General features: G+C 67.3%; 21 protein-coding genes. 20 read left to right on the top strand and 1 reads right to left on the bottom strand.

Annotated elements, in window-relative coordinates; translation table 11 throughout:
• Positions 1-114 precede the first annotated feature (114 nt).
• From BKK80_RS15195 to BKK80_RS15135, 13 genes are all read left to right on the top strand, one after another.
• A complete protein-coding gene (locus BKK80_RS15195) occupies positions 115-2,007 on the top strand; it encodes a propionate--CoA ligase (protein WP_071070122.1) in 1,893 nt (630 codons plus the stop codon).
• A gap of 235 nt (positions 2,008-2,242) precedes the next feature.
• Positions 2,243-4,606 carry a bifunctional salicylyl-CoA 5-hydroxylase/oxidoreductase gene (locus tag BKK80_RS15190; RefSeq protein WP_071070120.1) on the top strand — a complete coding sequence of 788 codons (2,364 nt, stop codon included), beginning with the start codon at positions 2,243-2,245 and terminating at the stop codon, positions 4,604-4,606.
• Between the two features lie 2 nt (positions 4,607-4,608).
• Complete coding sequence (locus BKK80_RS15185) at positions 4,609-5,415, top strand: SDR family NAD(P)-dependent oxidoreductase (protein WP_071070119.1); 807 nt, start codon at positions 4,609-4,611, stop codon at positions 5,413-5,415.
• Between the two features lie 103 nt (positions 5,416-5,518).
• Positions 5,519-6,370, top strand: a complete 852-nt coding sequence (locus tag BKK80_RS15180; protein ID WP_071014120.1) for an enoyl-CoA hydratase family protein — start codon at positions 5,519-5,521, stop codon at positions 6,368-6,370.
• Between the two features lie 9 nt (positions 6,371-6,379).
• Complete coding sequence (locus BKK80_RS15175) at positions 6,380-7,546, top strand: acyl-CoA dehydrogenase family protein (protein ID WP_071070117.1); 1,167 nt, start codon at positions 6,380-6,382, stop codon at positions 7,544-7,546.
• A gap of 104 nt (positions 7,547-7,650) precedes the next feature.
• Positions 7,651-9,324 (top strand): AMP-binding protein, encoded by a 1,674-nt coding sequence (locus BKK80_RS15170; RefSeq protein WP_071070115.1) that lies wholly within the window; start codon positions 7,651-7,653, stop codon positions 9,322-9,324.
• Positions 9,321-9,740, top strand: coding sequence for an acyl-CoA thioesterase (locus BKK80_RS15165; protein WP_071014112.1), 420 nt, complete (start codon positions 9,321-9,323; stop codon positions 9,738-9,740). Before BKK80_RS15170 ends, BKK80_RS15165 begins: the two co-directional genes overlap by 4 nt.
• Before the next feature lie 138 nt (positions 9,741-9,878).
• Positions 9,879-10,292 (top strand): RidA family protein, encoded by a 414-nt coding sequence (locus BKK80_RS15160; RefSeq protein WP_071070113.1) that lies wholly within the window; start codon positions 9,879-9,881, stop codon positions 10,290-10,292.
• Between the two features lie 428 nt (positions 10,293-10,720).
• Positions 10,721-11,857, top strand: coding sequence for a glutamine-hydrolyzing carbamoyl-phosphate synthase small subunit (gene carA, locus BKK80_RS15155; RefSeq protein WP_071014108.1), 1,137 nt, complete (start codon positions 10,721-10,723; stop codon positions 11,855-11,857).
• A 47-nt stretch (positions 11,858-11,904) separates the two neighbouring features.
• Complete coding sequence (leuE, locus tag BKK80_RS15150) at positions 11,905-12,585, top strand: leucine efflux protein LeuE (RefSeq protein ID WP_071014106.1); 681 nt, start codon at positions 11,905-11,907, stop codon at positions 12,583-12,585.
• Between the two features lie 56 nt (positions 12,586-12,641).
• The gene (carB, locus tag BKK80_RS15145) at positions 12,642-15,899 is read left to right on the top strand and encodes a carbamoyl-phosphate synthase large subunit (protein ID WP_071038165.1); all 3,258 of its coding nucleotides are present in this window, start codon (positions 12,642-12,644) and stop codon (positions 15,897-15,899) included.
• Positions 15,900-16,181: 282 nt separating this feature from the next.
• Positions 16,182-16,658, top strand: a complete 477-nt coding sequence (gene greA, locus BKK80_RS15140; protein ID WP_071016471.1) for a transcription elongation factor GreA — start codon at positions 16,182-16,184, stop codon at positions 16,656-16,658.
• Positions 16,659-16,752: 94 nt separating this feature from the next.
• The gene (locus tag BKK80_RS15135) at positions 16,753-17,256 is read left to right on the top strand and encodes a DUF4149 domain-containing protein (protein ID WP_071014102.1); all 504 of its coding nucleotides are present in this window, start codon (positions 16,753-16,755) and stop codon (positions 17,254-17,256) included.
• Positions 17,257-17,319: 63 nt separating this feature from the next.
• On the opposite strand, the gene BKK80_RS15130 is transcribed toward BKK80_RS15135, so the two are convergent.
• Positions 17,320-17,817, bottom strand: coding sequence for a YhbY family RNA-binding protein (locus BKK80_RS15130; RefSeq protein ID WP_071014099.1), 498 nt, complete (start codon positions 17,815-17,817; stop codon positions 17,320-17,322).
• Positions 17,818-17,992: 175 nt separating this feature from the next.
• Here BKK80_RS15130 and BKK80_RS15125 point away from each other — a divergent pair, with 175 nt between their 5' ends.
• The 7 genes from BKK80_RS15125 to pstA all read left to right on the top strand — a co-directional run bounded on the left by BKK80_RS15125 (position 17,993) and on the right by pstA (position 26,478).
• The gene (locus BKK80_RS15125) at positions 17,993-18,658 is read left to right on the top strand and encodes an RlmE family RNA methyltransferase (RefSeq protein WP_071014097.1); all 666 of its coding nucleotides are present in this window, start codon (positions 17,993-17,995) and stop codon (positions 18,656-18,658) included.
• A gap of 213 nt (positions 18,659-18,871) precedes the next feature.
• Positions 18,872-20,758: an ATP-dependent zinc metalloprotease FtsH gene (ftsH, locus tag BKK80_RS15120; RefSeq protein WP_071014094.1), complete on the top strand. Its 1,887-nt coding sequence runs from the start codon at positions 18,872-18,874 to the stop codon at positions 20,756-20,758.
• 194 nt (positions 20,759-20,952) lie between these two features.
• Positions 20,953-21,834, top strand: coding sequence for a dihydropteroate synthase (gene folP, locus BKK80_RS15115; protein WP_071070111.1), 882 nt, complete (start codon positions 20,953-20,955; stop codon positions 21,832-21,834).
• 49 nt (positions 21,835-21,883) lie between these two features.
• Complete coding sequence (gene glmM, locus BKK80_RS15110; RefSeq protein ID WP_071014088.1) at positions 21,884-23,230, top strand: phosphoglucosamine mutase; 1,347 nt, start codon at positions 21,884-21,886, stop codon at positions 23,228-23,230.
• 226 nt (positions 23,231-23,456) lie between these two features.
• On the top strand, positions 23,457-24,491 hold the full coding sequence (gene pstS / locus BKK80_RS15105; RefSeq protein ID WP_071070109.1) for a phosphate ABC transporter substrate-binding protein PstS: 1,035 nt from the start codon (positions 23,457-23,459) through the stop codon (positions 24,489-24,491).
• 119 nt (positions 24,492-24,610) lie between these two features.
• On the top strand, positions 24,611-25,576 hold the full coding sequence (gene pstC / locus BKK80_RS15100) for a phosphate ABC transporter permease PstC (protein WP_071038168.1): 966 nt from the start codon (positions 24,611-24,613) through the stop codon (positions 25,574-25,576).
• Positions 25,573-26,478 (top strand): phosphate ABC transporter permease PstA, encoded by a 906-nt coding sequence (pstA, locus tag BKK80_RS15095; RefSeq protein WP_071014083.1) that lies wholly within the window; start codon positions 25,573-25,575, stop codon positions 26,476-26,478. The genes pstC and pstA overlap by 4 nt, the downstream gene beginning before the upstream one ends.
• The last annotated feature ends 31 nt before the right edge of the window (positions 26,479-26,509 follow it).

Raw genomic sequence — 26,509 nt, 5'->3', positions numbered from 1 at the left:
GCGCCTGCCTTGCGCTGGCGCAAGGAAGCGGCGGGTGCGGATCTTCCTGCGGTACGCGCGGCGGTGGCAAACTAGCGGCACAACCACAGCCGCCTACGCGCGGAGGAGACAGCCATGACCGCTAGCCGCGCCCTGCACGCGCGTTCCCTGGCCGACCCCGAGGGGTTCTGGGCCGAACAGGCCAGACGCATCGACTGGGAGACCCCCTTCGAACAGGTGCTGGACGACAGCCGAGCACCCTTCACGCGCTGGTTCGTCGGCGGGCGCACCAATCTCTGCCACAACGCGGTCGACCGCCACCTCGCCGAGCGCGCCGGCCAGACCGCGCTGATCCACGTTTCCACCGAAACCGGCGAGCGCCGCCGCTACACCTACGCGGAGCTGCACGACGAGGTCAACCGCATGGCCGCCATCCTGCAGGCTTTCGGCGTGGCCAAGGGCGACCGCGTGCTGATCTACCTGCCGATGATTCCCGAGGCGGCTTTCGCCATGCTGGCCTGTGCCCGCATCGGCGCCATCCATTCGGTGGTGTTCGGCGGCTTCGCCTCGGTCAGCCTCGCCGCTCGCATCGACGATGCGCAGCCGCGCGTGGTCATCAGTGCCGACGCCGGCTCGCGTGCCGGCAAGGTGGTGCCGTACAAGCCCCTGCTCGACGAGGCGCTGCGCCTGGCCTCGCACCAGCCCGAGCGCGTGTTGCTGGTCGACCGCGGGCTGGCGGCGATGGCGCGCACGCCGGGGCGCGACGAAGACTACGCCGCGTGGCGCGGGCACGTGGGCGCGGCGCGCGTGCCATGCGCCTGGCTCGAATCGAGCGAGCCGTCCTACGTGCTCTACACCTCAGGTACCACGGGCAAGCCGAAGGGCGTGCAGCGCGACACCGGTGGCTATGCGGTGGCGCTGGCGACGTCGATGGAGTACATCTTCTGCGGCAAGCCGGGCGATACCATGTTTACCTGCTCGGACATCGGCTGGGTGGTCGGGCACAGCTACATCATCTACGCGCCGCTGCTGGCCGGCCTGGCCACGCTGATGTACGAGGGTACGCCGGTGCGGCCAGACGGCGGCATCCTGTGGCAACTGGTGCAGGAGTACAAGGTGAACCTGATGTTCACCGCGCCCACCGCCATCCGCGTGCTGAAGAAGCAGGACCCGGCCTGGCTGAAGCGCTACGACCTGTCCAGCCTGCGCCTGCTGTTCCTGGCCGGCGAGCCGCTCGACGAACCCACCGCGGACTGGATCCAGCAGGGTATCGGCAAGCCGGTGGTGGACAACTACTGGCAGACCGAGACCGGCTGGCCGATCATCGCCATCCAGCGCGGCATCGAACCGCTGCCGGCCAAGCTGGGCTCGCCCGGCGTGCCCGCCTATGGTTACGACCTGAAGATCGTCGATGAGTCCACCGGCGAAGTCTGCGCGCCCGGGCAGAAGGGAGTGGTGGCCATCGACGGCCCGCTGCCGCCGGGCTGCATGAGCACGATCTGGGGAGATGACGAGCGCTTCGTCAAGACCTACTGGTCGTCGGTGCCAAACCGCCGCTGTTATTCCACCTTCGATTGGGGCGTGCAGGACGAAGACGGCTATGTCTTCATCCTCGGCCGTACCGACGATGTGATCAATGTGGCCGGCCACCGGCTTGGCACCCGCGAGATCGAGGAGAGCCTGTCCTCGCACGCGGGCGTGGCCGAGGTGGCCGTGGTCGGCGTGCAGGATGCGCTCAAGGGCCAGGTGGCGCTGGGAGTCTGCGTGGCGCGCGATCCGGCCAGGGTGGCTGACGCGCCCGGCCGGCAGGCATTCGAGACCGAGTTGATGAAGACTGTGGAGCAGCAGCTCGGTGCGGTGGCCAAGCCGGCGCGTGTGGTGTTCGTCAACGTGCTGCCCAAGACACGATCCGGCAAGCTGTTGCGACGCGCGATCCAGGCCGTGGCCGAAGGCCGGGCGACCGGCGACCTGACCACCATCGAGGATCCCGTCGCGCTTGAGATGCTGCAGGACGCCCTGAAGGCTTGAGCGGAGAGGGGCGCGGGCAGGGCTGACCGGCCTGCCCGCGCCGTCGCCTCCACATTGCGAGGGGGGCAGGCATCTGGCGATGGGGGCAAACAGGTCTTGCGTTTCCCGGTGATGCCTCCTAATATTTTAAACATGAAATATTTAGGCTTGATCTAGACGGTCAGGCTAGACGATCAAGGCGGGGTCGGCAGCCGGGCAAGCGGTATGCGGCGACCGGCGCACAAGGAGACAAGACATGCGTGTGCTGTGCATTGGTGGCGGTCCGGCGGGGCTCTATTTCGGCTTGCTGATGAAGCTGCAGGATCCGCGCAACGAGGTCATCGTGGTGGAGCGCAACCGCCCGTACGACACCTTCGGCTGGGGCGTGGTGTTTTCCGATGCCACCATGGACAACCTGAAGGAGGCCGATCCCGTCAGCGCGGCCCAGATCAACGAGGCCTTCAACCACTGGGACGATATCGACGTCCATATCGGCGGGCGCACCATCCGCTCGGGCGGCCATGGCTTCATCGGCATCGGCCGCAAGCGCCTCCTCAATATCCTGCAGGCGCGTTGCGAGGCGCTCGGCGTGCGCCTGGTGTTCGAGACCGACGTGACGGACGACCAGGCCCTGGCCGAGCAGTACGAAGCCGACCTGGTGATCGCCTCGGACGGCATCAACAGCCGCATCCGCACCCGCTACGCCGACGCCTTCCAGCCCGACATCGACACGCGCCGCTGCCGCTTCGTCTGGCTGGGCACCCGCAAGCTGTTCGACGCCTTCACCTTCGCCTTCGAGAAGACCGAGCACGGCTGGTTCCAGGCGCATGCCTACCGCTTCGACGACAACACCTCCACCTTCATCGTGGAGGCGCCCGAAGAGGTCTGGCAGGCCGCCGGCATCGAGCAGATGAGCCAGGAGGAGGGGGTGGCCTACTGCGAGCGGCTGTTCGCGCGCTACCTGGATGGCCACAAGCTGATCAGCAATGCCACCCACCTGCGCGGCTCGGCGATCTGGATCCGCTTCCCGCGCGTGATCTGCCAGCACTGGGTGCACTGGAACACGCTGGCTGGCGGGCGTCGCGTGCCGGTGGTGCTGATGGGCGATGCGGCACACACCGCGCATTTCTCCATCGGCTCCGGCACCAAGCTGGCGCTCGAGGATGCCATCGACCTGGCGGCCGAGATCGGTGACGCCGGTGCGGCTCGCCTGCCCGAGGCGCTGGCGCGCTACGAGGCCACGCGCAGCGTCGAAGTGCTGAAGATCCAGAATGCCGCGCGCAACTCCACCGAGTGGTTCGAGAATGTGGCGCGCTATGCGGAGCTGGCGCCCGAGCAGTTCGCCTATTCGCTGCTGACGCGTTCGCAGCGCATCTCGCACGAGAACCTGCGCCTGCGCGATGCCGGCTACGTGCAGGGCTTCGAGCACTGGCTGGCGCGCGCGGCAGGCATGCCGGCGGATGCCGCCGGCATGGGCGAAGGCAAGTCGCTGCCGCCGATGTTCACGCCCTACCGGGTGCGCGGCCTCACCTTGAAGAACCGCGTGGTGGTGTCGCCGATGGCCATGTACTCCTGCGTCGACGGCGTGCCAGGCGACTTCCACCTGGTGCACCTGGGCGCGCGCGCCATGGGGGGCGCCGGCATGGTGGTGGCCGAGATGACTTGCACCGCGCCGGATGCCCGCATCACCCCGGGCTGCCCGGGTTTGTGGAACGATGCCCAGCGCGATGCCTGGCGCCGCATCGTCGACTTCGTCCACGCCAACAGCGACGCGCGCATCGCCATGCAGCTCGGCCATGCCGGCCGCAAGGGCTCGACCCAGCTCGGCTGGCAGCAGATGGACCATCCGCTGCCCGAGGGCAACTGGCCGCTGCAGTCGGCCTCGCCGCTGCCTTATCTGCCGGGCATCTCGCAGGTGCCGCGCGAGATGACGGCGGACGACATGGCGCGCGTGCGCGATGACTTCGTCGCGGCCGCGCGGCGGGCGGCCGAGGCCGGTTTCGACTGGCTGGAACTGCACTGCGCGCACGGCTACCTGCTGTCCAGCTTCATCTCGCCGCTGACCAACCAGCGCGCCGATGCCTACGGCGGCTCGCTGGAGAACCGCCTGCGCTATCCGCTCGAAGTGTTCCGCGCGGTGCGCGCTGCATGGCCGCAGGAACGGCCGATGTCGGTGCGCATCTCGGCGCACGACTGGGTCGAGGGCGGTATCACGCCGGACGACGCGGTGGAGATCGCGCGTGCCTTCAAGGCCGCCGGCGCCGATATGATCGACTGCTCGTCCGGCCAGGTCAGCCCCGACCAGGCGCCGGTGTACGGCCGCATGTACCAGACGCCGTTCGCCGACCGCGTGCGCAACGAGGCAGGCATCGCCACCATCGCGGTGGGTGCCATCTTCGAGGCCGACCACGTCGACAGCATCATCGCCGCCGGCCGCGCCGATCTGTGTGCGATCGCGCGGCCGCACCTGGCCGACCCGGCCTGGACACTGCACGAGGCAGCGCGGCTGGGCTGGCGCGAGGCCGCCTGGCCCCGGCAGTACCTGGCGGGCAAGCGCCAGTACGAGACCAACCTGGAGCGCGCCGCGGCTTTCGAGGCGCAGGCGGCGGCGGGGAAATGACGATGGCAGCGGCACGGCAAGGCGGTGAACTGCAGGGGCGCCATGCGCTGGTGACGGGCGCCGGGCGCGGTATCGGCGCGGCGATCGCGCGCCGGCTGCTGGCCGATGGCGCCAGCGTGACCCTGCTCGGACGCAATGCCGGCGTCCTGCACGAGACGGCGGCCGCGCTGCGCGTGGAGTTGCCGGAGGCGGTGCTGGCGGTCGAAACGGCGGATATCGCCGACGCCGAGGCTGTCTCCCTTGCCTTCGCCGCGGCGAGCGGGCGCCTCGGCCCGGTGGCGGTACTGGTCAACAACGCCGGCCAGGCGCGCAGCGCCCCCTTCGGCAAGACCGACCTGGCCCTGTGGCAGTCCATGCTCGAGGTCAACCTGACCGGCACATTCCTGTGCGCCCAGGCGGCGCTGCCGGGCATGCTGGCTGCCGGCTGGGGGCGCATCGTCAACGTGGCCAGCACAGCGGGGCTGCGGGGCTATGGCTATGTCAGTGCCTATTGCGCCGCCAAGCATGGCGTGATCGGCCTGACGCGGGCGCTGGCGCTGGAGGTGGCAGCCAAGGGCGTCACCGTCAACGCGGTCTGCCCTGGCTACACCGAGACCGACATCGTGCGCGAGGCGGTCGCCAACATCGTGGCCAAGACCGGACGCAGCGAAGCCGAGGCGCGCGCCGAACTGGCGGCCGGCAATCCGCAGAAGCGGCTGGTGCAGCCGGAGGAGGTCGCCGACGCCGTGGCGTGGCTGTGCCGGCCATCGGCAGGCGCCATGACCGGACAGGCCATCGCGGTGGCCGGCGGCGAAGTGATGGCGGGCTGAGCGCCCTTGTGCGCCCAGAGCGCACGCCGCACCGGCCCCTTCCTTGCGGTGGGCCGGACCGACAGGACAAGCAGGACAGAACGGAACCACAGAGAGACCGCAAATGACCGATATCGCCCTCGACATGCGCCATCATAAGCGCCCCTTCGCCGACTACCAGCCGCGCCACTTCCTGTGGTCGGTGTCCGCCGACGGCAAGGTGGGCACGGTGACGCTGAACCGCCCGGAGCGCAAGAACCCGCTGACCTTCGATTCCTACGCCGAACTGCGCGATTTCTTCCGCGGCCTGTGCTACGCCAGTGACATCAAGACGGTGGTGGTTACCGGCGCCGGCGGCAATTTCTGCTCCGGCGGCGACGTGCACGAGATCATCGGCCCGCTGACACGCATGCGCATGCCCGAGCTGCTCGAGTTCACGCGCATGACCGGCGACCTGGTCAAGGCCATGCGGGCCTGCCCGCAGCCGGTCATCAGTGCCATCGACGGCATCTGTGCCGGGGCCGGCGCGATGATGGCGCTGGCTTCCGACATGCGCCTGGGCACCGAGGCGGCCAAGACTGCCTTCCTGTTCGTGCGGGTGGGCCTGGCCGGCGCCGACATGGGAGCGTGCTCGCTGCTGCCGCGCGTGATCGGGCAGGGGCGGGCCAGCGAATTGCTGTACACCGGCCGCAGCATGAGCGCGCAGGAAGGGCTGCAATGGGGCTTCTTCAATGCTCTGCACGCGCCGGAGCGGGTGCTGGCCGAAGCGCAGGCGCTGGCCGCCCAGCTTGCCGCGGGCCCGACCTTCGCCCACGGTGTGACCAAGAAGCTGCTGCACCAGGAGTGGAATATGGGCCTGGACGAAGCGATCGAAGCGGAAGCCGAGGCGCAGGCCATCTGCATGCAGACGCAGGATTTCCGCCGCGCCTACGAAGCTTTCGTGGCCAAGTCCAAGCCGGTGTTCGAAGGCGACTGAGGAGCATCCATGTCAGACAAGACCTATCTGGAACTGCCCTTCTTCGACGAGGCGCACCGTACGCTGGAGCGCGATCTCGATACCTGGTGCGAGGCTTCGCTGCACGTCGACCATGGCGATACCGATGCCGCCTGCCGCGCGCTGGTGCGTCAGCTCGGCGAGGCGGGCTGGCTGCGCTACTGCGTGCCGGCGGCGCACGGCGGGGCGCTGCCGGCGCTGGATTCGCGCGCGCTGTGCCTGCTGCGCGAGACGCTGGCGCGCCACGACGGCCTGGCTGATTTCGCCTTTGCCATGCAGGGCCTCGGTTCCGGCGCCATCACGCTGGCCGGCAGCGAAGCGCTGCGCGAGCGCTACCTGCCGCGCGTGGCGCGCGGCGAGGCCATCGCCGCCTTCGCGCTGTCAGAGCCGGAAGCCGGCTCCGACGTGGCCGCCATGCAGTGCAGCGCCCGGCTGTCGGAGGACGGCAGCCATTACGTGCTGGATGGCGCCAAGACCTGGATTTCGAATGGCGGCATCGCCGATTTCTACTGCGTGTTCGCCCGCACCGGCGAGGCGCCCGGCGCGCGCGGCATCAGCGCCTTCGTGGTCGACGCCGGCACACCCGGCCTGGAGATCGCCGAGCGCATCGAAGTGATGGCGCCGCATCCGCTCGCCACGCTGCGCTTCGACGGTTGCCGCGTGCCGGTGGCCAACCGCCTCGGCGAGGCGGGGCAGGGCTTCAAGGTGGCGATGATGACGCTCGATATCTTTCGCGCCTCGGTGGCTGCGGCGGCGCTGGGCTTCGGCCGTGCCGCGCTGGACGAGGCGCTGGCGCGCGCCGCATCGCGGCCCATGTTCGGCGGCGTGCTGGGCGACCTGCAACTGACGCAGGCGGCACTCGGCGAGATGGCCACCGCAGTGGATGCCGCCGCGCTGCTGACCTATCGCGCCGCCTGGCTGCGCGACGTGGCACAGCGCCGCACCACGCGCGAGGCGGCCATGGCCAAGATGGTGGCGACCGAGAACGCCCAGCAGGTGATCGACCGCGCCGTGCAGATGTTCGGCGGCGCGGGCGTCAAGGTGGGCTCGCGCGTGGAGGGCCTGTACCGCGAGATCCGCGCGCTGCGCATCTACGAGGGCGCCACCGAAGTGCAGAAGCTGATCATCGCGCGAGAAACGATGGCGCCACGCGGCTAGTGCCCTGAGTCAACGACTTTGTGATGCAGGGCGCCAGGCCGGCACCGCACATGGCGGCCCGGCCGGATACAGGATATCGATCGAGGAAAACGACGGAGACAAGCATGCCCACCAACGCCCCCAGCGATCCCTTCGCCCGCGACCGGCTGCCGCCGCGCGACGCCTGGCCCGAGTTCCTGTTCAACGACGACACCCAATATCCGCCGCGGCTGAACTGTGTGGCCGAACTGGTCGACCGCCATGTGCGCGAGGGACGGGGCGGGCGCATCGCCATCCGCTATCGCGGCGGCGACGGCCAGGTGCACTCGGTCAGCTATGCGGAACTGGCCGCGCTGGTCAACCGCATCGCGCACGTGCTGGTCGAGGACATGGGGCTGGTGCCGGGCAACCGCGTGCTGCTGCGCGGGCCCAACAACCTGATGATGGCGGCGAGCTGGCTCGCCACCGTCAAGGCCGGCTTGATCGCCGTGCCGACCATGCCCTTGCTGCGCGCGCGCGAACTCAAGCAGATCATCGACAAGGCCGAGGTCGGTGCCGCCCTGTGCGACGTGCGCCTGCGGGAGGAGCTGGAGGCCAACCTGGCGCCGGGCGAGCAGCATACGCCCAGCCTGCGGCAGGTGCGATGGTTCAACGCGGAGGCGGACGATCCGGCCTCCCTGGAAGCGGCCCTGGCGGGCAAGCCCGAAACCTTCGCGGCCTGTGACACGGCGGCCGACGACGTCTGCCTGATCGCCTTCACCAGCGGCACCACCGGCCAGCCCAAGGGCACCGTGCATTTCCACCGCGACGTGCTGGCCATGTGCGACCTGTTCCCGCGCCATGTGCTGAAGCCCGGGCCGGACGACATCTTCTGCGGCACGCCCCCGATCGCCTTCACCTTCGGCCTCGGCGGCATCCTCTGCTTTCCGTTGCGGGTCGGTGCCAGCACCGTGCTGGCCGAGCGGCTGACGCCGGAGTCGCTGCTGGAGCTGATCCAGGACTTCGGCGCCACCATCGTTTTCACCGCGCCGACCTTCTACCGGCAGATGGCGGTGCTGGCGCCGCGCTACCGCCTGGCCAGCCTGAAGAAGAGCGTATCGGCCGGCGAGGCGCTGCCGGACGCCACGCGCCAGAGCTGGAAGGCGGCAAGCGGCATCGAGATGACGGACGGCATCGGCGGTACCGAGATGATGCACATCTTCATCTCCAGCGCCGGCGCGGAAGTGCGCCCCGGCGCCATCGGCAAGGTGGTGCCGGGCTATGTGGCGCAGATCGTCGACGAGCAGATGCGACCGGTGCCGCCCGGCACCGTCGGGCGCCTGGCGGTGCGCGGCCCGACCGGCTGCCGCTACCTGGACGATCCGCGCCAGGCCAACTACGTCAAGGCGGGCTGGAACCTGCCCGGCGATACCTTCATGGCCGATGCCGATGGCTACTACTTCTACCAGGCGCGGTCGGACGACATGATCGTCTCGGCCGGCTACAACATCGCCGGCCCCGAGGTCGAGAGCGCGCTGATGCAGCACGAGGCAGTGGCCGAGTGCGGCGTCATCGGCACCGCCGATCCCGAGCGCGGGCAGGTGGTGACGGCCTTCGTGGTGCTGCGCCCCGGCGTGGCTGCGGACGAAGCGACGCGCACAGCCCTGCAGGAACACGTCAAGCGCGAGATCGCGCCGTACAAGTATCCGCGCCGCATCGAGTTCGTGGCGGCCCTGCCGCGTACCGAGACCGGCAAGCTGCAGCGCTTCCGCCTGCGGCAATTGGCCGAGCAGGGCGCCGGCGCGGCGGGGCGGCCGTGAGCGAGGTGTTCCGCAACACCGTGCGGGTGCGCTTCAAGGACTGCGACGCGGCCGGCATCGTGTTCTTCCCGCGCTACTTCGAGATGCTCAACGATTGCGTCGAGGACTGGTTCCGCGAAGCGCTGGCCTGGCCTTTCGAGGCGATGCACGGCAGCGATCGCTGCGGCGTGCCCACGGCGGAACTCAGCAGCCGTTTCGTCGCGCCGAGCCGGCTGGGCGAGACCCTGACGCGCGAGCTGCGCATCCGCCGGCTGGGTGGATCGAGCGCGCTGCTGGCGGTGCGCTTCGCGGGTCCTTCCGGGGACCTGCGCGTCGAGTTCGAGCAGCGCCTGGTCTGCGTGGACCTCGGGCGCGTGGCGCCGCGGCCATGGCCCGATGCGGTGCGGGCCGCGATGGGGTGCTATGTGAGCGCCTGAATCCGCTACGATCCGCGCCGCGCCGGCAAGCGCCGAGGCGCGTGCGGGCAGAAGCGGTCTCCATGCGGCCTCGGGCGCTGCGTTCAGATTCACCGAATACCGAAACCGAAAACCACACACCTGATACCTGGAAACGCTATGAAGATCCTGCAACCCCCCAACTGGGCCCCGCCGCGTGGGTACTCGAACGGCATCATGACGGAAATGCAGGTCGGCAGCCGGTTGCTGTTCGTCGGCGGCCAGATCGGCTGGAACGCGCAGTGCGAGTTCGAGACCGACGATTTCGCCGCGCAGACCGGACAGGCCCTGCGCAATGTCGTGGCGGTGCTGGCAGCCGGCGGCGCGCGTCCCGAGCACATCGTGCGCATGACATGGTATGTCAAGGACAAGGAGGAATACGTGGGTGCCTATCGCGGCATCGGCGAACACTACCGCGAGGTCATCGGCCGCCATTTCCCGGCCATGACGGCGGTCGAGGTCGCCGACCTGGTGGATTCGCGAGCCAAGGTGGAGATCGAGGTCACGGCGGTGGTGCCGCCGGGCGCAGGCTGAGGGCGCGCAGGCGGGGAGGGCGGGATGCCTGCGCGCGGTGCCGCATCGGGCATGCCGTCGGTTCGGGCGCCCGAACGGCGTGGCGGCTTTGCACTGATTTGGTGCGATCGGCCGCCGGCCTTTCTGCAAGTCCTTGAAAACTTGAGAAAATGGCCTGTCCGGGCTATAATTCGAAAGTTTCGCTTTCAGAACCCTTCACCCTAGCGCCTACCGCATTCCACCTTCCGCCGCCCCCTTCCCGCGTGGCCCGGATACACCTGCTTCGCCGTCGTCTTCCGCAAGATGGCGCTCGAGAAGAAGTGTTTCCAGGAGCATAGCGTGGCCGGTGCCGACTGCATGCCCGCTGGCCTGCCGTCAGGCCGGGATCCTCCGGGGGGCAGAGGCGTCGATCAGGTCGGTCACGGGGTGAATCCAGCAGGAGCCTACCCGTGTTACCGTCTTTCCCGTCCGCCATCCTCGCGCTTGCAGACGGCACGGTCTTTCGTGGCTATTCCATCGGCGCTTCCGGCCATACCATCGGTGAAGTGGTGTTCAATACCGCCATCACCGGTTACCAGGAAATCCTCACCGACCCCAGCTATTCCCGGCAGATCGTCACGCTGACGTATCCGCACATCGGCAATGTCGGGGTCAATGCCGAGGATGTCGAAGCCACGAAAGTCCATGCCGCCGGCCTCATCATCAAGGACCTGCCGCTGCAGGCCTCGAACTTCCGCAAGGAGCACACGCTCGGCCATTACCTGAAACAGGAAAAGGTCGTGGCGATCGCCGGCATCGACACGCGCAAGCTGACCCGCATCCTGCGCGAGAAGGGCGCCCAGAACGGCTGCATCCTCGCTGGCGAGGACAATGTGCAGAAGGCCATCGACCTGGCGCGCTCCTTCCCCGGCCTGGCCGGCATGGACCTGGCCAAGGTGGTCTCGGTCAAGGAATCGTACGAGTGGACCCAGAGCGAATGGGCGCTGGGCCGCGGTTACGGCAAGCAGGAAACGCCGCGTTTCCACGTGGTCGCCTATGACTTCGGCGTCAAGTTCAACATCCTGCGCATGCTGGCCGAGCGCGGCTGCAAGGTGACCGTGCTGCCGGCGCAGGCGAGCGCCGCCGACGCGCTGGCGCTGAACCCGGACGGCATCTTCCTGTCGAACGGCCCCGGCGATCCCGAGCCGTGCGACTATGCCATCGCCGCCACCCGTGAGTTCCTGGCGCGCGGCATCCCCACCTTCGGCATCTGCCTGGGCCACCAGATCATGGCGCTGGCAGTGGGTGCGAAGACGCTGAAGATGAAGACCGGCCACCACGGCGCCAATCACCCGGTCAAGGACCTGGATGACGGCCGTGTGGCGATCACGTCGCAGAACCACGGCTTCGCCGTCGATCCCGCCTCGCTGCCTGCCAATGCGCGTGTGACGCACGTGTCGCTGTTCGACGGCACCTTGCAAGGCTTCGCGCTGACCGACAAGCCGGCCTTCTGCTTCCAGGGGCACCCGGAAGCCTCGCCGGGTCCGCACGACGTGGCTTACCTGTTCGACCGCTTCATCCACCTGATGGAGAAGGCCCGCGCCTGAACGGCGGGGACGGGAAGCAAGGGACAAGGACGCAGGCAGGAACCACCATGAACGCATTCATGCACGCCACGCTCGGCATCACCGATTTCTGGACCTTTGTGCTCGGCACGGTATTCATCGTGCTGCTGCCGGGGCCGAACTCGATGTTCGTGCTGTCGGTGGCCGCGCAGCGCGGTGTGCGCGCCGGCTACAAGGGTGCCTGCGGTGTGTTCCTGGGCGATGCCATCCTGATGGTGTTGTCGGCCGCCGGCGTGGCCTCGCTGCTGAAGGCGAGTCCGGCGCTGTTCCACGTGGTCAAGTACGTGGGCGCCGCTTACCTGGGCTGGATCGGCCTGCAGATGCTGCGTGGCGCGCTGCGTGGCTGGCGCGCGCGCGGCGCGGCGGCGGCACGGCCGCAGGCAGCCGCGCCCACGCTGGCGCGCGAGGCCGATCCCTTCCGCAAGGCGCTGGTGATCAGCCTGCTGAATCCCAAGGCCATCCTGTTCTTCATTTCCTTCTTCATCCAGTTCGTGGACCCGGGCTTCGCCTTGCCGGCACTGTCCTTCGTCGTGCTGGGGCTGGTGTGCCAGGTATGCAGCTTCGCCTACCTGACCACCATCATCTTCATGGGCGCCCGGCTGGCCGAGGCCTTCCGTCGCCGGCAACGCCTGTCGGCCGGCATGGCGAGCGGCGTGGGCGCCATGTTCATCGGCTTCGGCGCCAAGCTGGCCACGGCCACCCTGAACTGAACACCTGACATCCGGCGCCGCGCGCAAGCGCGCCGCGCCTACAAAGAGAGCGTGCAATGCCAAAACGCACAGACATCAAAAGCATCCTGATCATCGGCGCGGGTCCCATCATCATCGGCCAGGCGTGCGAGTTCGACTACTCCGGCGCACAGGCCTGCAAGGCCCTGCGCGAGGAAGGCTTCAAGGTCATCCTGGTCAACTCGAACCCGGCGACCATCATGACGGACCCGAACACGGCGGACGTCACCTACATCGAGCCGATCACCTGGGAAGTGGTGGAGCGCATCATCGCCAAGGAGCGTCCGGATGCCATCCTGCCGACCATGGGTGGCCAGACCGCGCTGAACTGCGCGCTCGACCTGCACCGCAACGGCGTGCTGGAGAAGTACAAGGTCGAACTGATCGGCGCGTCGCCCGAGGCCATCGACAAGGCCGAGGACCGCCAGAAGTTCAAGGACGCGATGACCAAGATCGGCCTGGGTTCGGCCAAGTCTGGCATCGCCCATTCGATGGACGAGGCCGTGGCCGTGCAGGCGCAGATCGCCCGCGAGACCAGCACCAGCGGCTATCCGATCGTGATCCGCCCGTCTTTCACGCTGGGCGGCACCGGCGGCGGCATCGCCTACAACCGCGAAGAGTTCGAGGAGATCTGCAAGCGCGGTCTCGACCTGTCGCCGACCCGCGAACTGCTGATCGAAGAGTCGCTGCTGGGCTGGAAGGAGTACGAGATGGAAGTGGTCCGCGACAAGGCGGACAACTGCATCATCATCTGCTCGATCGAGAACCTGGACCCGATGGGCATCCACACCGGTGACTCGATCACCGTGGCGCCCGCGCAGACGCTGACCGACAAGGAATACCAGATCCTGCGCAATGCCTCGCTGGCCGTGCTGCGCGAGATCGGCGTCGATACCGGCGGCTCCAACGTGCAGTTCTCGATCAATCCGAAGGACGGTCGCATGATCGTCATCGAGATGAACCCGCGCGTGTCGCGTTCGTCGGCCCTGGCCTCGAAGGCCACCGGCTTCCCGATCGCCAAGGTCGCCGCCAAACTGGCGGTGGGCTATACGCTGGACGAACTGAAGAACGAGATCACCGGTGGCCTGACCCCGGCTTCGTTCGAGCCCTCGATCGACTACGTGGTCACCAAGGTGCCGCGCTTTGCCTTCGAGAAGTTCCCGCAGGCCGACAGCCACCTGACCACGCAGATGAAGTCGGTGGGCGAGGTGATGGCGATGGGCCGCACCTTCCAGGAGTCGTTCCAGAAGGCCCTGCGCGGCCTCGAAGTGGGCGTGGACGGCCTGGACGAGAAGTCGGCCGACCGCGACGAGATCGTCGAAGAGATCGGCGAGGCGGGTCCGGACCGCATCTGGTACGTGGGCGATGCCTTCCGTATCGGCATGTCGCTGGAAGAGGTCCATGCCGAGACCGATATCGATCCGTGGTTCCTGGCCCAGATCGAGGACATCGTCAAGACCGAGGGCCTGGTCAAGGCGCGCACGCTGGACAGCCTGTCCGCCGCCGAACTGCGCCTGCTCAAGCAGAAGGGCTTCTCCGACCGCCGCCTCTCCAGGCTGCTGAAGACGGATGCGAAGTCGGTGCGCGAAGCCCGCGTCGCCAAGAACGTGCGCCCGGTCTACAAGCGCGTCGACACCTGCGCGGCCGAGTTCGGCACCAACACCGCCTACATGTACTCGACCTACGAGGCCGAGCACGGCGAGTGCGAGGCCGACCCGACCGACCGCAAGAAGATCATGGTGCTGGGCGGCGGCCCGAACCGGATCGGGCAGGGCATCGAGTTCGACTATTGCTGCGTGCACGCAGCGCTCGCGCTGCGCGAGGATGGCTACGAGACCATCATGGTCAACTGCAACCCGGAGACCGTGTCGACCGATTACGACACCTCCGACCGCCTGTACTTCGAGCCGTTGACGCTGGAGGACGTGCTGGAGATCGTCGACAAGGAGAAGCCGGTCGGCGTGATCGTCCAGTACGGCGGCCAGACCCCGCTGAAGCTGGCGCTGGACCTGGAAGCCAACGGCGTGCCCATTATCGGCACCAGCCCCGACATGATCGACGCCGCCGAGGACCGCGAGCGTTTCCAGAAGCTGCTGCAGGAACTGGGCCTGCGCCAGCCGCCCAACCGCACCGCGCGTGCCGAGGACGAAGCGCTGCGCCTGGCCGAGGAGATCGGCTATCCGCTGGTGGTGCGCCCCTCCTACGTGCTGGGCGGCCGCGCCATGGAGATCGTGCATGAGCCGCGCGATCTCGAGCGCTACATGCGCGAGGCAGTCAAGGTGTCGAACGACTCCCCGGTGCTGCTCGACCGCTTCCTCAACGACGCCATCGAATGCGACGTGGACGCCCTGTGCGACGGCCAGCGCGTCTTCATCGGCGGCGTGATGGAACACATCGAGCAGGCCGGCGTGCACTCCGGCGACTCCGCCTGCTCGCTGCCGCCGTACTCGCTGGCGCAGGAGACGGTCGACGAGCTGAAGCGCCAGACCGCCGCCATGGCCAAGGCGCTGAACGTGGTCGGCCTGATGAACGTGCAGTTCGCCATCCAGCAGGCCGACGGCAAGGATACCGTCTACGTGCTGGAAGTGAACCCGCGCGCCTCGCGTACCGTGCCCTACGTGTCGAAGGCCACCGGCCTGTCGCTGGCCAAGATCGCGGCGCGCTGCATGGCGGGCCAGTCGCTGGACTCGCAGGGCGTCGCCGCCGAGGTGGTGCCGCCGTACTTCAGCGTCAAGGAAGCAGTGTTCCCCTTCAACAAGTTCCCCGGCGTCGACCCGGTGCTCGGACCCGAGATGCGCTCCACCGGCGAAGTGATGGGCGTGGGCAAGACCTTCGGTGAAGCGCTCTTCAAGAGCCAGCTCGCTGCCGGTTCGCGCCTGCCGGCCAAGGGCACGGTGCTGATCACCGTCAAGGACAGCGACAAGCCGCGCGCGGTCGGCGTGGCCCGCATGCTGCACGACCTGGGCTATCCGATCGTCGCCACCCGCGGCACCGCCTCGGCCATCGAGGCGGCGGGCATTCCGGTGCGCGTGGTGAACAAGGTCAAGGACGGTCGCCCGCATATCGTCGACATGCTCAAGAACGGTGAGCTGGCGCTGGTCTTCACCACGGTGGACGAGACCCGCACCGCCATCGCCGACTCGCGCTCGATCCGCATCTCGGCGCTGGCCCACCGCGTGCCGTACTACACCACCATCGCCGGCGCCCGCGCCGCGGTGGAAGGCCTGAAGCACATGCAGAGCCTGGAGGTCTACGACCTGCAGGGCCTGCACGCGGAACTCGCCGCCGGCGCCTGAGGTGCCTGCGCGGCTGCCCCGCAAGTCCTCGCCGGGAGCGGGGCGGGACGGGGAGGCCGTTGTGCCCCCCGTTCCGGGGGCCTGCCGGCAGCGATGGTTGCTGCCGGCAGGCGTCTTGGCCTAAACTAACGTGAAATTCGCTGATCGAACGGCGATGCCCGGCGTCGCCGGGTGTGCCGGTCGATCGAAACCGAAAGCCGCGGTTGAGCGGAAGTGCCCATGGCCAGCAGGCCGGGCACGGACCCCGCTCCGCTGCGGCTCATTTTTTTGCCGAACAAAGACATGAGCACCATTCCGATTACCAAGCGCGGCGCAGAACTGCTCAAGGAGGAACTGCACCGCCTGAAGGCCGTCGAACGTCCGGCCGTGATCAACGCGATCGCCGAGGCGCGTGCCCAGGGTGACCTGTCCGAAAACGCCGAGTACGACGCCGCCAAGGAAAAGCAGGCTTTTATCGAAGGCCGCATCCTCGAGGTGGAGTCGAAGCTGTCGGCTGCGCAGGTCATCGATCCGACCCAGCTCGACACCGACGGCCGCATCGTGTTCGGTGCCACGGTCGACCTCGAGGATCTCGAGTCGGGCAGTGCAGTGCGCTACCAGATCGTCGGCGACGATGAGGCCGATCTCGAGAGCGGCAAGATCTCGGTGAGCTCGCCGATCGCCCGTGCCCTGATCGGCAAGTTCGAGGGCGACGTGGCCACGGTGCTGGCACCGGGCGGCGAGCGCGAGTACGAAGTCATCACCGTCAGCTACGTCTGAGGCGCGGGCGGGCGCGGCCGGCTGCAATGCCGGCTGCTGCGCGCCACCGGGCCGACTACGATCACGCCACGCCGATAAACGCCGACACCCAGCCGTGTTCTCCGCCTCCTACGCCAGCCTGCCGCCATTGCCGCACCGCATCTTCCTGTTGCTGACCGTGATCTGGGCAGGCAGCCTGTGGACGGTGGGCTATATGGTGGCGCCGACGCTGTTCTCGATCCTGCCGAGCCGCGAGACCGCAGGCATGGTCGCAGGCCAGCTGTTCTACACCGAGGCCGTGCTCGGCGTGGTGGTCGGCGTGCTGCAGTTGGTGCTTTGCAATGTGATGATCCGGCGTGGCGCGGTCCGCTACCGTGCACTGCGCTGGCTGGTGCTGGCCATGTTGTGCTGCGTGCTGGCCGGCTATTTCGGTGTGCAGCCGTTCATGGAGGCGCTCAAGGCCAAGGCCCATGCACTGGGCGTGGGGGTTTCCGAATCGCCCTACCGTGGGGATTTCGGCATGCTGCACGGGATTTCCAGCGGTTTCTATCTGCTGCAGAGCGTGTTGGCCCTGGTGCTGGTCTGGCGCGCCGCGGCACCGCGTTCGGCCGGCGAGTGAGCGCAGTGTCCGTGCCGCCTGCGCGGCGCGGACGGCCGGGGCTGGCGCCCCGGCGGGCGGGCTTCAGCCCAGTGCCTTCTTCTTCTGGCTGGCCGGGCGCTGACGTGCGCGTTTGACGTTGCCGCCGGCGGTGACACGTTCATTGCCCAGTACCGTCACCTGCTTGCGCGTCGGGCGCCGGTTCGGCGCCGCGCTGGGCTTGCGGACCGTGACGGTGCGCGGGGCGGAGCCCTTGCGCTGAGCCTGGCGGGGCAGCTCGCCGGGCTGGTTTTCCTTCAGGCGTGCAGGACCCGGGCGCCACACCACCAGCAGCTTGCCGATGTGCTGGATCGGGGCGGCATCCAGCGCCTCGCAGATCGCCTCGTAGATGGCGATGCGGGCTTCGCGTTCGTCGCCGAACACGCGGATCTTGATCAGGTCGTGAGCCGCCAGGCTGCGGTCGATTTCCGCGAGCACCGCCGGCGTGAGGCCCTCGGCGCCGATCATCACGACCGGATTGAGGCCGTGGGCGCGGGAGCGGAGTTCGGAGCGCTGGGCGGGGATGAGTTGGAGTGCGGGCATAGGGTCAGGCGCCGGCGAGCGGCGCATACGGGGCCGGGGGCGGCCGGTCAAAGCGAATTGGCGCGTATTATCCGTCAAATCGGCCCGCATCGGCGGCAAAATCAGCAAAATTGAACGGGAAAGCCTGGGGCGGCCGGCCTCCGCGCGGTAGCTTTCCCGCTAATCGGTGTTTGGAATGGCCAAGAACAAGTTCAACCAGTCGTGGCTGCACGACCATATCAACGATCCCTATGTGAAGATGGCGCAACGGGAGGGCTATCGCGCCCGCGCTGCGTACAAGCTCAAGGAGATCGACGAGCAGGACAAGCTTATCCGTCCGGGTCAGGTCATCGTCGACCTGGGCGCGGCGCCGGGAAGCTGGAGCCAGTATGTGCGCAACAAGCTGGCGGCCTCGCCGCGCGCCAAGGATGGCCGTATCGACGGTGCTGTGGTGGCGATCGACCTGCTGCCGATGGAGCCGATCGCCGACGTGACCTTCATCCAGGGTGACTTCCGCGAGGAAGAAGTGTTCCTCCAGTTGGAAAAAGTGGTGCTCGATGCCTCCGGCGGTGCAAAAATCGACCTTGTATTGTCGGATATGGCCCCCAATCTGTCGGGAGTGGCTTCCGCCGATGCCGCCCGCATCGAGTACTTGTGCGATCTGGCATTGGATTTCGCCCAGGCGCACCTGAAGCCGGATGGCGCGCTGCTGGTAAAGTGTTTCCACGGCAGCGGCTACAGTCAGATCGTGGAGAAGTTCAAGCAGGTGTTCAAGGTGGTCGCGCGGCGCAAGCCGAAGGCTTCCCGCGACAAATCGTCCGAGACCTTCATCCTCGGGCGCTACCTGAAGACAGCCGCTTGATGCCAGATGCCTGCCGCCTGGCTTGGCCGCCAGGTGGATGCGGAGGCATCTCCGCAGCGCCGCGCCCGGCGCTGGCGGCATGGGACGGCGGCAAGCGAACGGGCGCTGGCCGCGAGGCTATGGGTGTCATAAATTCAGTGTTTCCCCCCGGGGGCGAGCGCTGCATTACAATGCAGCTATCCGTTGGCAAGGCAATCGCAAAGGAGTTCGGCCTTGAATAACAACCTGTTTCAAAAGGCGGCAATCTGGCTGGTGATCGCACTGGTCCTGTTTACCGTCTTCAAGCAGTTCGACAAGCCCCGCACTCAGGAGGGCGTCACCTACTCGCAGTTCATGGATGACGCCAAGAATGGCAAGGTGGGCCGGGTCGACGTGCAAGGCCGCAACCTGGTCGTGACTCCCAAGGAGGGCGCCAAGTACACCATCATCTCGCCGGGCGACATCTGGATGGTCGGCGACCTGATGAAGTATGGCGTCCAGGTGACGGGCAAGGCCGATGACGAGCCGAACGTGCTGGTACAGGCCCTGTACTACCTCGGGCCGACCTTGCTGATCATCGTCTTCTGGTTCTACATGATGCGGCAGATGCAGGGCGGCGGGAAAGGCGGTGCCTTCTCCTTCGGCAAGTCCCGCGCGCGCCTGATCGACGAGAACCAGAACGCGGTCACCTTCCAGGACGTCGCCGGCTGCGACGAGGCCAAGGAAGAAGTGGTCGAACTGGTCGACTTCCTGAAGGACCCGCAGAAATTCCAGAAGCTGGGCGGCCGCATTCCGCGCGGCGTGTTGCTGGTCGGCCCCCCGGGTACCGGCAAGACGCTGCTGGCGCGTGCCATCGCCGGCGAAGCCAAGGTGCCGTTCTTCAGCATTTCCGGCTCGGACTTCGTCGAGATGTTCGTCGGCGTGGGCGCGGCCCGCGTGCGCGACATGTTCGAGAATGCCAAGAAGCAGGCGCCTTGCATCGTGTTCATCGATGAAATCGATGCGGTCGGCCGCCATCGCGGCGCCGGCATGGGCGGCGGCAACGACGAGCGCGAGCAGACCCTGAACCAGATGCTGGTGGAAATGGATGGCTTCGAGGCCAACTCGGGCGTGATCGTGATCGCCGCCACCAACCGGGCCGACGTGCTGGACAAGGCGCTGCTGCGTCCGGGCCGTTTCGACCGCCAGGTCTACGTGGGCCTTCCGGACATCCGCGGCCGCGAGCAGATCCTGCGCGTCCATATGCGCAAGGTGCCGATCGGCAACGACGTCGACGCTTCGGTGATCGCGCGCGGCACGCCGGGCTTCTCCGGCGCCGACCTGGCCAACCTCGTCAACGAGGCCGCGCTGTTCGCCGCCCGCCGCAACAAGCGCGTGGTCGACATGCAGGACTTCGAGGATGCCAAGGACAAGATCTTCATGGGTCCGGAGCGCAAGTCGACCGTGATGCGCGAGGAAGAGCGCAAGGCCACGGCCTACCACGAGTCCGGCCACGCGGTGGTGGCGAAGCTGCTGCCCAAGGCGGATCCGGTGCACAAGGTCACCATCATGCCGCGCGGCTGGGCGCTGGGTGTGACCTGGCAACTGCCCGAGCATGACAAGTACTCGAAGTACAAGGACAACATGCTCGAAGAGATCGCCATCCTGTTCGGCGGTCGCGCGGCGGAAGAGGTCTTCCTCAATGCGATGAGCACCGGCGCGTCCAACGACTTCGAGCGCGCCACCAAGATCGCCCGCGACATGGTGACCCGCTTCGGCATGAGCGATTCGCTCGGCGCCATGGTCTATGTGGATACCGAGCAGGATGGCATGTTCGGCAAGATGTCCGCCAAGAGCGTGTCGGAAGCCACGCAGCAGAAGGTCGACGCCGAGATCCGCCACATCATCGACGACCAGTACGCGCTGGCCAAGCGACTGCTGGAAGAGAACCGCGACAAGGTCGAGGCCATGACGGCCGCGCTGATGGAGTGGGAAACCATCGACGCCGACCAGGTCAACGACATCATGGCCGGCAAGCCGCCGCGCCCGCCGCGCGGTGCTACGGGTACCAGCGGTGGCGGTGGCAGCACGCCCTCGGGCGGCTCGCCGGTGGCACCGTCCAACGCACCGGCGACGGCCTGAACGCCGCCTGACCGGTTCGTGCAGTACCGATGACCTGGAAGCCGGTGCCATGCGCACCGGCTTCTTGCATTCCGGCGGCCGCGCGCCTTGCACTTGTTGACTTGCTCGCGTGCCGCTTTCCCAACCGGCTACGGCCCGTGCGCTCGGTGCGCAGGGCGGCGGTCCGGCCCCCATCACAACCGCTTTGCCTTCCGATGTCGTCCAATCCGCTTCCCCCGGCTCCGTCGCACTTCCAGTGCGGACGATTCCGTTTCGACCTGGCCCGCCGCCCCTTGGTGATGGGCATCCTCAATGTCACGCCGGACTCCTTCTCGGATGGTGGCCAGCATGCCGGCCTCGATGCGGCGCGGCGTCACGCCGAACGCATGATCGCCGAGGGCGTCGATATCATCGATATCGGCGGGGAATCGAGCCGGCCGGGCTCGGCCGCGCTGCCGCTGGAGCAGGAACTGGAACGGGTGCTGCCGGTGGTGGAGGCGCTGCGCGATTGCGGCGTACCGCTCTCCATCGATACCTATAAGCCGGAGGTCATGCGTGCCGCACAGGACGCAGGCGCCGACCTGATCAACGACATCTGGGGCTTCCGCATGCCCGGCGCGGTCGAGGCGGTCGCCGGTGGCCAAACCGGACTGTGCGTGATGCATATGCAGCGCGATCCGCAGACCATGCAGGAGGATCCCGTTTATACCGATGTGGTGGCGGAGGTGCGCGATTTTCTCGCCGGGCGCGTCGCGGTCTTGCGCGCGGCCGGCGTCGAAACTTCCCGCATATCCCTCGATCCGGGGTATGGCTTCGGCAAGACACCGGATCATAATCTGCGTCTGCTCGCACAACAGCCCCGCCTGGCGGCGGACGGGCTGCCTCTGCTGGTGGGGCTGTCGCGCAAATCGACGCTCGGCGCCATCCTGGGCGGCCGACCCCCGCAGCAGCGCGTGGCCGCGAGCATTGCCGCTGCGGTCTGCGCGGCGGAACGCGGTGCATTCATCGTGCGCGTGCACGATGTGGAACAGACGGTGGACGCCCTCAAGGTCTGGTGGGCGGTCCGCCATGAGACGGTCGCCGGTGCGAACGGCTGAGGCGACCGGATCGACCGATAGCGAACACAGAATCCTGGAGATTGAGCCAATGACTCGCAAATACTTCGGCACCGACGGCGTGCGCGGCAAGGTAGGAGAACTGCCGATCACCCCGGACCTGGTGATGCGCCTCGGCCATGCCGCAGGCAAGGTGCTGGCCCATGGCGCGCGCCAGCATGCGCAGGGCCGCCCGACGGTGCTGATCGGCAAGGACACCCGTATCTCGGGCTATATGCTGGAGGCCGCGCTCGAGGCCGGTTTCACCTCGGCCGGCGTCAACGTGCTGCTGACCGGCCCGCTGCCGACTCCCGGCATCGCCTACCTGACGCGGGCGCTGCGCCTGTCGGCCGGCGTGGTGATCTCGGCCAGCCACAATCCTTACTATGACAACGGCATCAAGTTCTTCTCGGCGGATGGCGACAAACTGCCCGACGCGGTGGAGCTGGAGATCGAGGCCGAGCTGGAACAGCCGATGGGCTGCGTGCCTTCGGACGAACTGGGCCGAGCGCGGCGCATCGACGACGCGGCAGGCCGCTATATCGAGTTCTGCAAGAGCAGCTTCCCGTACGAACAGGACCTGCACGGCCTGAAGCTGGTGGTCGACTGTGCCCATGGCGCCGCCTACCATATCGCGCCGCACGTCTTCCATGAACTGGGCGCCGAGGTGATCGCCATCGGCAACCAGCCGGACGGACGCAACATCAACGCGGGCTATGGCGCGACCGCGCCGGAGAAACTTGTGGCCGAGGTCAAGGCGCGCGGCGCCGACCTGGGCCTTGCCTTCGATGGCGACGCGGACCGCCTGCAGGTGGTCGATGCCGACGGCCGTCTCTACAACGGCGACGAACTGCTGTACCTGATCGCGCGCGACCGCATCGCGTCCGGGCAGAAGGTGGAAGGCGTGGTCGGTACCCTGATGACGAACATGGCAGTGGAGCTGGCCTTCCAGCGCATGGGCATCGGCTTCGTGCGCGCCAAAGTGGGCGACCGCTATGTGCTGGAGGAACTGCACAAGCGCGGCTGGACACTGGGAGGCGAGGGCTCAGGCCACCTGCTGTGCCTCGATCGCCATAGCACGGGCGATGGCATTGTCTCGGCCTTGCAGGTGCTGGCAGCGCTGCGCCGCAGCGGCCGCCCGCTGGCGGAGCTGCTTGGTGGCGTGGCGCTGTTTCCCCAGACCCTGATCAACGTGCGCGTGGAGAAGGGCTTCGACTGGCAGAGCCACGCCGGCCTGCAGGCCGCCCGTGCCCGGGTGGAGCCGGAACTGGAGGGCCGCGGGCGGGTGTTGATCCGTGCATCGGGGACCGAGCCTGTGGTTCGCGTGATGGTCGAGGCCGAGCAGGCCGATGCCGCGGAACGCGCGGCCCAGACCTTGGCGCAGGCGCTTCGTTCCTGAAGCGGAGGCTGGTGGATGTGACGAAATGCCGGGTGCACCTGGCATTTCTTTTTTCCTATTTTAGCAATTAACCGTCAGAAAATAAGGGGTGAAACGGGGTGGCAGACTCGGCTGGGCAATACGTTTCAAGAAGATTTGATGCTGTCATGGAATTGTCATCTACGGGGCATAGAGTTCGACTTGTCAAAAATTTGTCATTCCCAACCCCCTGTTCTCTGGAGGACATATGAAGCTGGTCAAGACTGCCGTGGCAGGCATCGCATCGTTGTTGGTGGTGGGCACTGCGTTCGCGGCGGAAATTACCGGTGCTGGCGCGTCCTTCCCCGCGCCCGTCTATTCCAAGTGGGCCGACGCATACCAAAAAGCAACGGGTAACAAGGTCAACTACCAGTCCATCGGTTCGTCGGGCGGCATCAAGCAGATCGGCGCCAAGACCGTGGACTTCGGCGCATCGGATGCACCGCTGAAGGACGAAGAACTCGCCAAGCACGGCCTGGTGCAGTTCCCGACGGTGATCGGCGGCGTGGTGCCCGTGATCAACCTGCCGGGCATCAAGCCGGGTGAACTGGTCATCACCGGCGACGTGCTGGCCAACATCTACCTGGGCAAGATCAAGAAGTGGGACGATCCTGCCATCAAGGCGCTGAACCCGCACGCCAAGCTGCCGAGCCAGGACATCCTGCCGGTGCGCCGTGCCGACGGTTCGGGCACCACCTTCATCTTCACCAACTACCTGTCCAAGGTCAGCGCCGACTGGAAGGGCTCCGTGGGTGAGGGCACCACGGTCAACTGGCCGGGCGGCGGTACCGGTGGCAAGGGCAACGAAGGCGTGGCCGCCTTCGTACAGCGCCTGAACGGTGCCATCGGCTACGTCGAGTACGCCTACGCCAAGCAGAACAAGATGACCTACCTGAGCATGAAGAATGCCGCGGGTACGGTGGTGCAGCCGAGCGACGATGGTTTCAAGGCCGCCGCCGCCGGTGCCGACTGGAGCAAGACCTATTACCAGATCCTGACCAACGAGCCGGGCAAGACCGCGTGGCCGATCGCCGGCGCAACCTTCATCCTGGTCCATAAGAACCAGGAGAAGCCGGCACAGGGCACCGAAGTGCTGAAGTTCTTCGACTGGGCATACAAGAGCGGCGGCCATCTGGCCACCGAGCTGGACTACGTGCCGCTGCCGGAGTCGGTCGTGAACCAGATCCGCAATACCTGGAAGACCAGCGTCAAGGACGGCTCGGGCAAGGCGCTGTACAACTGATCAACGGATCGCGATCGGTTGAACGACGCCTGACCTCCCGGGACGCCCGCGCGTCCTGACGAGCCGGCCCGGTGCGCCGGGCCGGCTTCCCAACGAATTCACTGTTTCCACTCGACAACATGGCGACCTCGTCCGACCTCCCCGCCGTGCGCCCCCCAAGCCGGGCTGGCGACCTCCTGTTCGGCGGCCTGACCCGGGCAGCAGCCATCGTGACGCTGCTGCTGCTGGGCGGCATCATCGTCTCGCTGGCGATCAGCGCCTGGCCGTCGATCCAGACGTTCGGACTGCGCTTTCTCTGGGCTGCCGAGTGGGATCCCCCCGCGGATGTCTATGGCGCGCTGGTGCCCATCTACGGCACCATCGTGACCTCGATCATCGCGCTGATCATCGCCGTGCCGGTCAGCTTCGGCATTGCCCTGTTCCTGACCGAACTGTCGCCGGCCTGGCTGCGCCGCCCGCTGGGAACCGCGATCGAACTGCTCGCCGCGGTGCCGTCGATCGTCTACGGCATGTGGGGCCTGCTGGTGTTCGCGCCGATCTTTGGCGAGTATTTCCAGAAGCCGCTGGCCGCCACGATCGGGCAGGTGCCGGTGATCGGCAAGCTGTTCCAGGGCGCTCCGCTGGGCATCGGCCTGCTGTGTGCCGGCGTGATCCTGGCCATCATGATCATTCCCTACATCGCCTCCGTGATGCGCGATGTGTTCGAAGTGACGCCGGTCCTGCTGAAGGAGTCGGCATACGGTGTAGGCTGCACCACCTGGGAGGTGATGTGGCGCGTCGTGCTGCCCTACACCCGCGCTGGCGTGATCGGCGGCGTGATGCTCGGCCTGGGCCGGGCTCTGGGCGAGACCATGGCCGTGACCTTCGTGATCGGCAACACCAACCTGCTCGACAACGTTTCGCTGTTCTCGCCGGGCAACAGCATCACCTCGGCGCTGGCCAACGAGTTCGCCGAGGCGGGCGCAGGCCTGCACACGGCCGCGCTGATGGAGCTGGGCCTGATCCTCTTCTTCATCACCTTCGTCGTGCTCGCGCTGTCCAAGCTGCTGCTGCTGCGCCTGGCCAAGAATGAGGGGGCAAAATGAGCCAAACCAGCCAAGCCACGATTTCGACTTCCTCGATCCCGGCCGTCCACCAGGACGCCGACGCGGTACGTGCCCGCTTGCAGGCGCGCCGCCGCCGCACCAACCTGTTTGCGCTGGCCGCGTCGCTGGGGGCCATGGCCTTCGGCCTGTTCTGGCTCGCATGGATACTGTGGACCACCGTCACGCTCGGCGTGGGCGGCCTGTCGATGGACCTGTTCACGCAGATGACGCCGGCGCCGAACACGGCCGGCGGCGGCCTCGCCAACGCCATCTTCGGCAGCTTCGCCATGGTCGGGCTTGCCACGCTGTTCGGCACGCCGCTGGGCATCCTGGCCGGCATCTACCTGGCCGAGTACGGCAAGGCCGGTCCGCTGGCCAGCGTGGTCCGTTTCATCAACGACATCCTGCTGTCGGCGCCTTCGATCGTCATCGGCCTGTTCGTCTATGCGCTGGTGGTCACCCGCATGGGGCACTTCTCCGGCTGGGCCGGGGTCTGCGCGCTGGCCCTGCTGCAGGTGCCGATCGTGGTGCGCACCACCGAGAACATGCTGAACCTGGTGCCCAACGCCTTGCGCGAGGCCGCCTTCGCCCTGGGTACGCCCAAGTGGAAGATGGTGCTGTCGATCACGGTGAAGTCGTCCTATGCGGGCATCATCACCGGCGTGCTGCTGGCGGTTGCGCGTATCGCCGGCGAAACCGCGCCGCTGCTGTTCACCGCGCTGTCGAACCAGTTCTGGAGCTCCGACCTGAACAAGCCGATGGCCAACCTGCCGGTGACCATCTTCCGCTTTGCCATGAGCCCGTTCACCGAATGGCAGCAGCTGGCCTGGGCGGGCGTGTTCCTGATCACCATCGGTGTGCTCGCGCTGAATATCCTGGCGCGCATGATGTTCAAGAAGTAAGGCGCCAGCCGCGCCGATTGCCAACGAATTT

Origin of the sequence: Cupriavidus malaysiensis, from assembly GCF_001854325.1 — a bacterium.
GTDB classification, from domain to species: Bacteria; Pseudomonadota; Gammaproteobacteria; order Burkholderiales; family Burkholderiaceae; genus Cupriavidus; species Cupriavidus malaysiensis.
The sequence above is the reverse complement of the archived record's forward strand: the minus strand, read 5'-3'. Positions and strand labels throughout refer to the sequence as shown.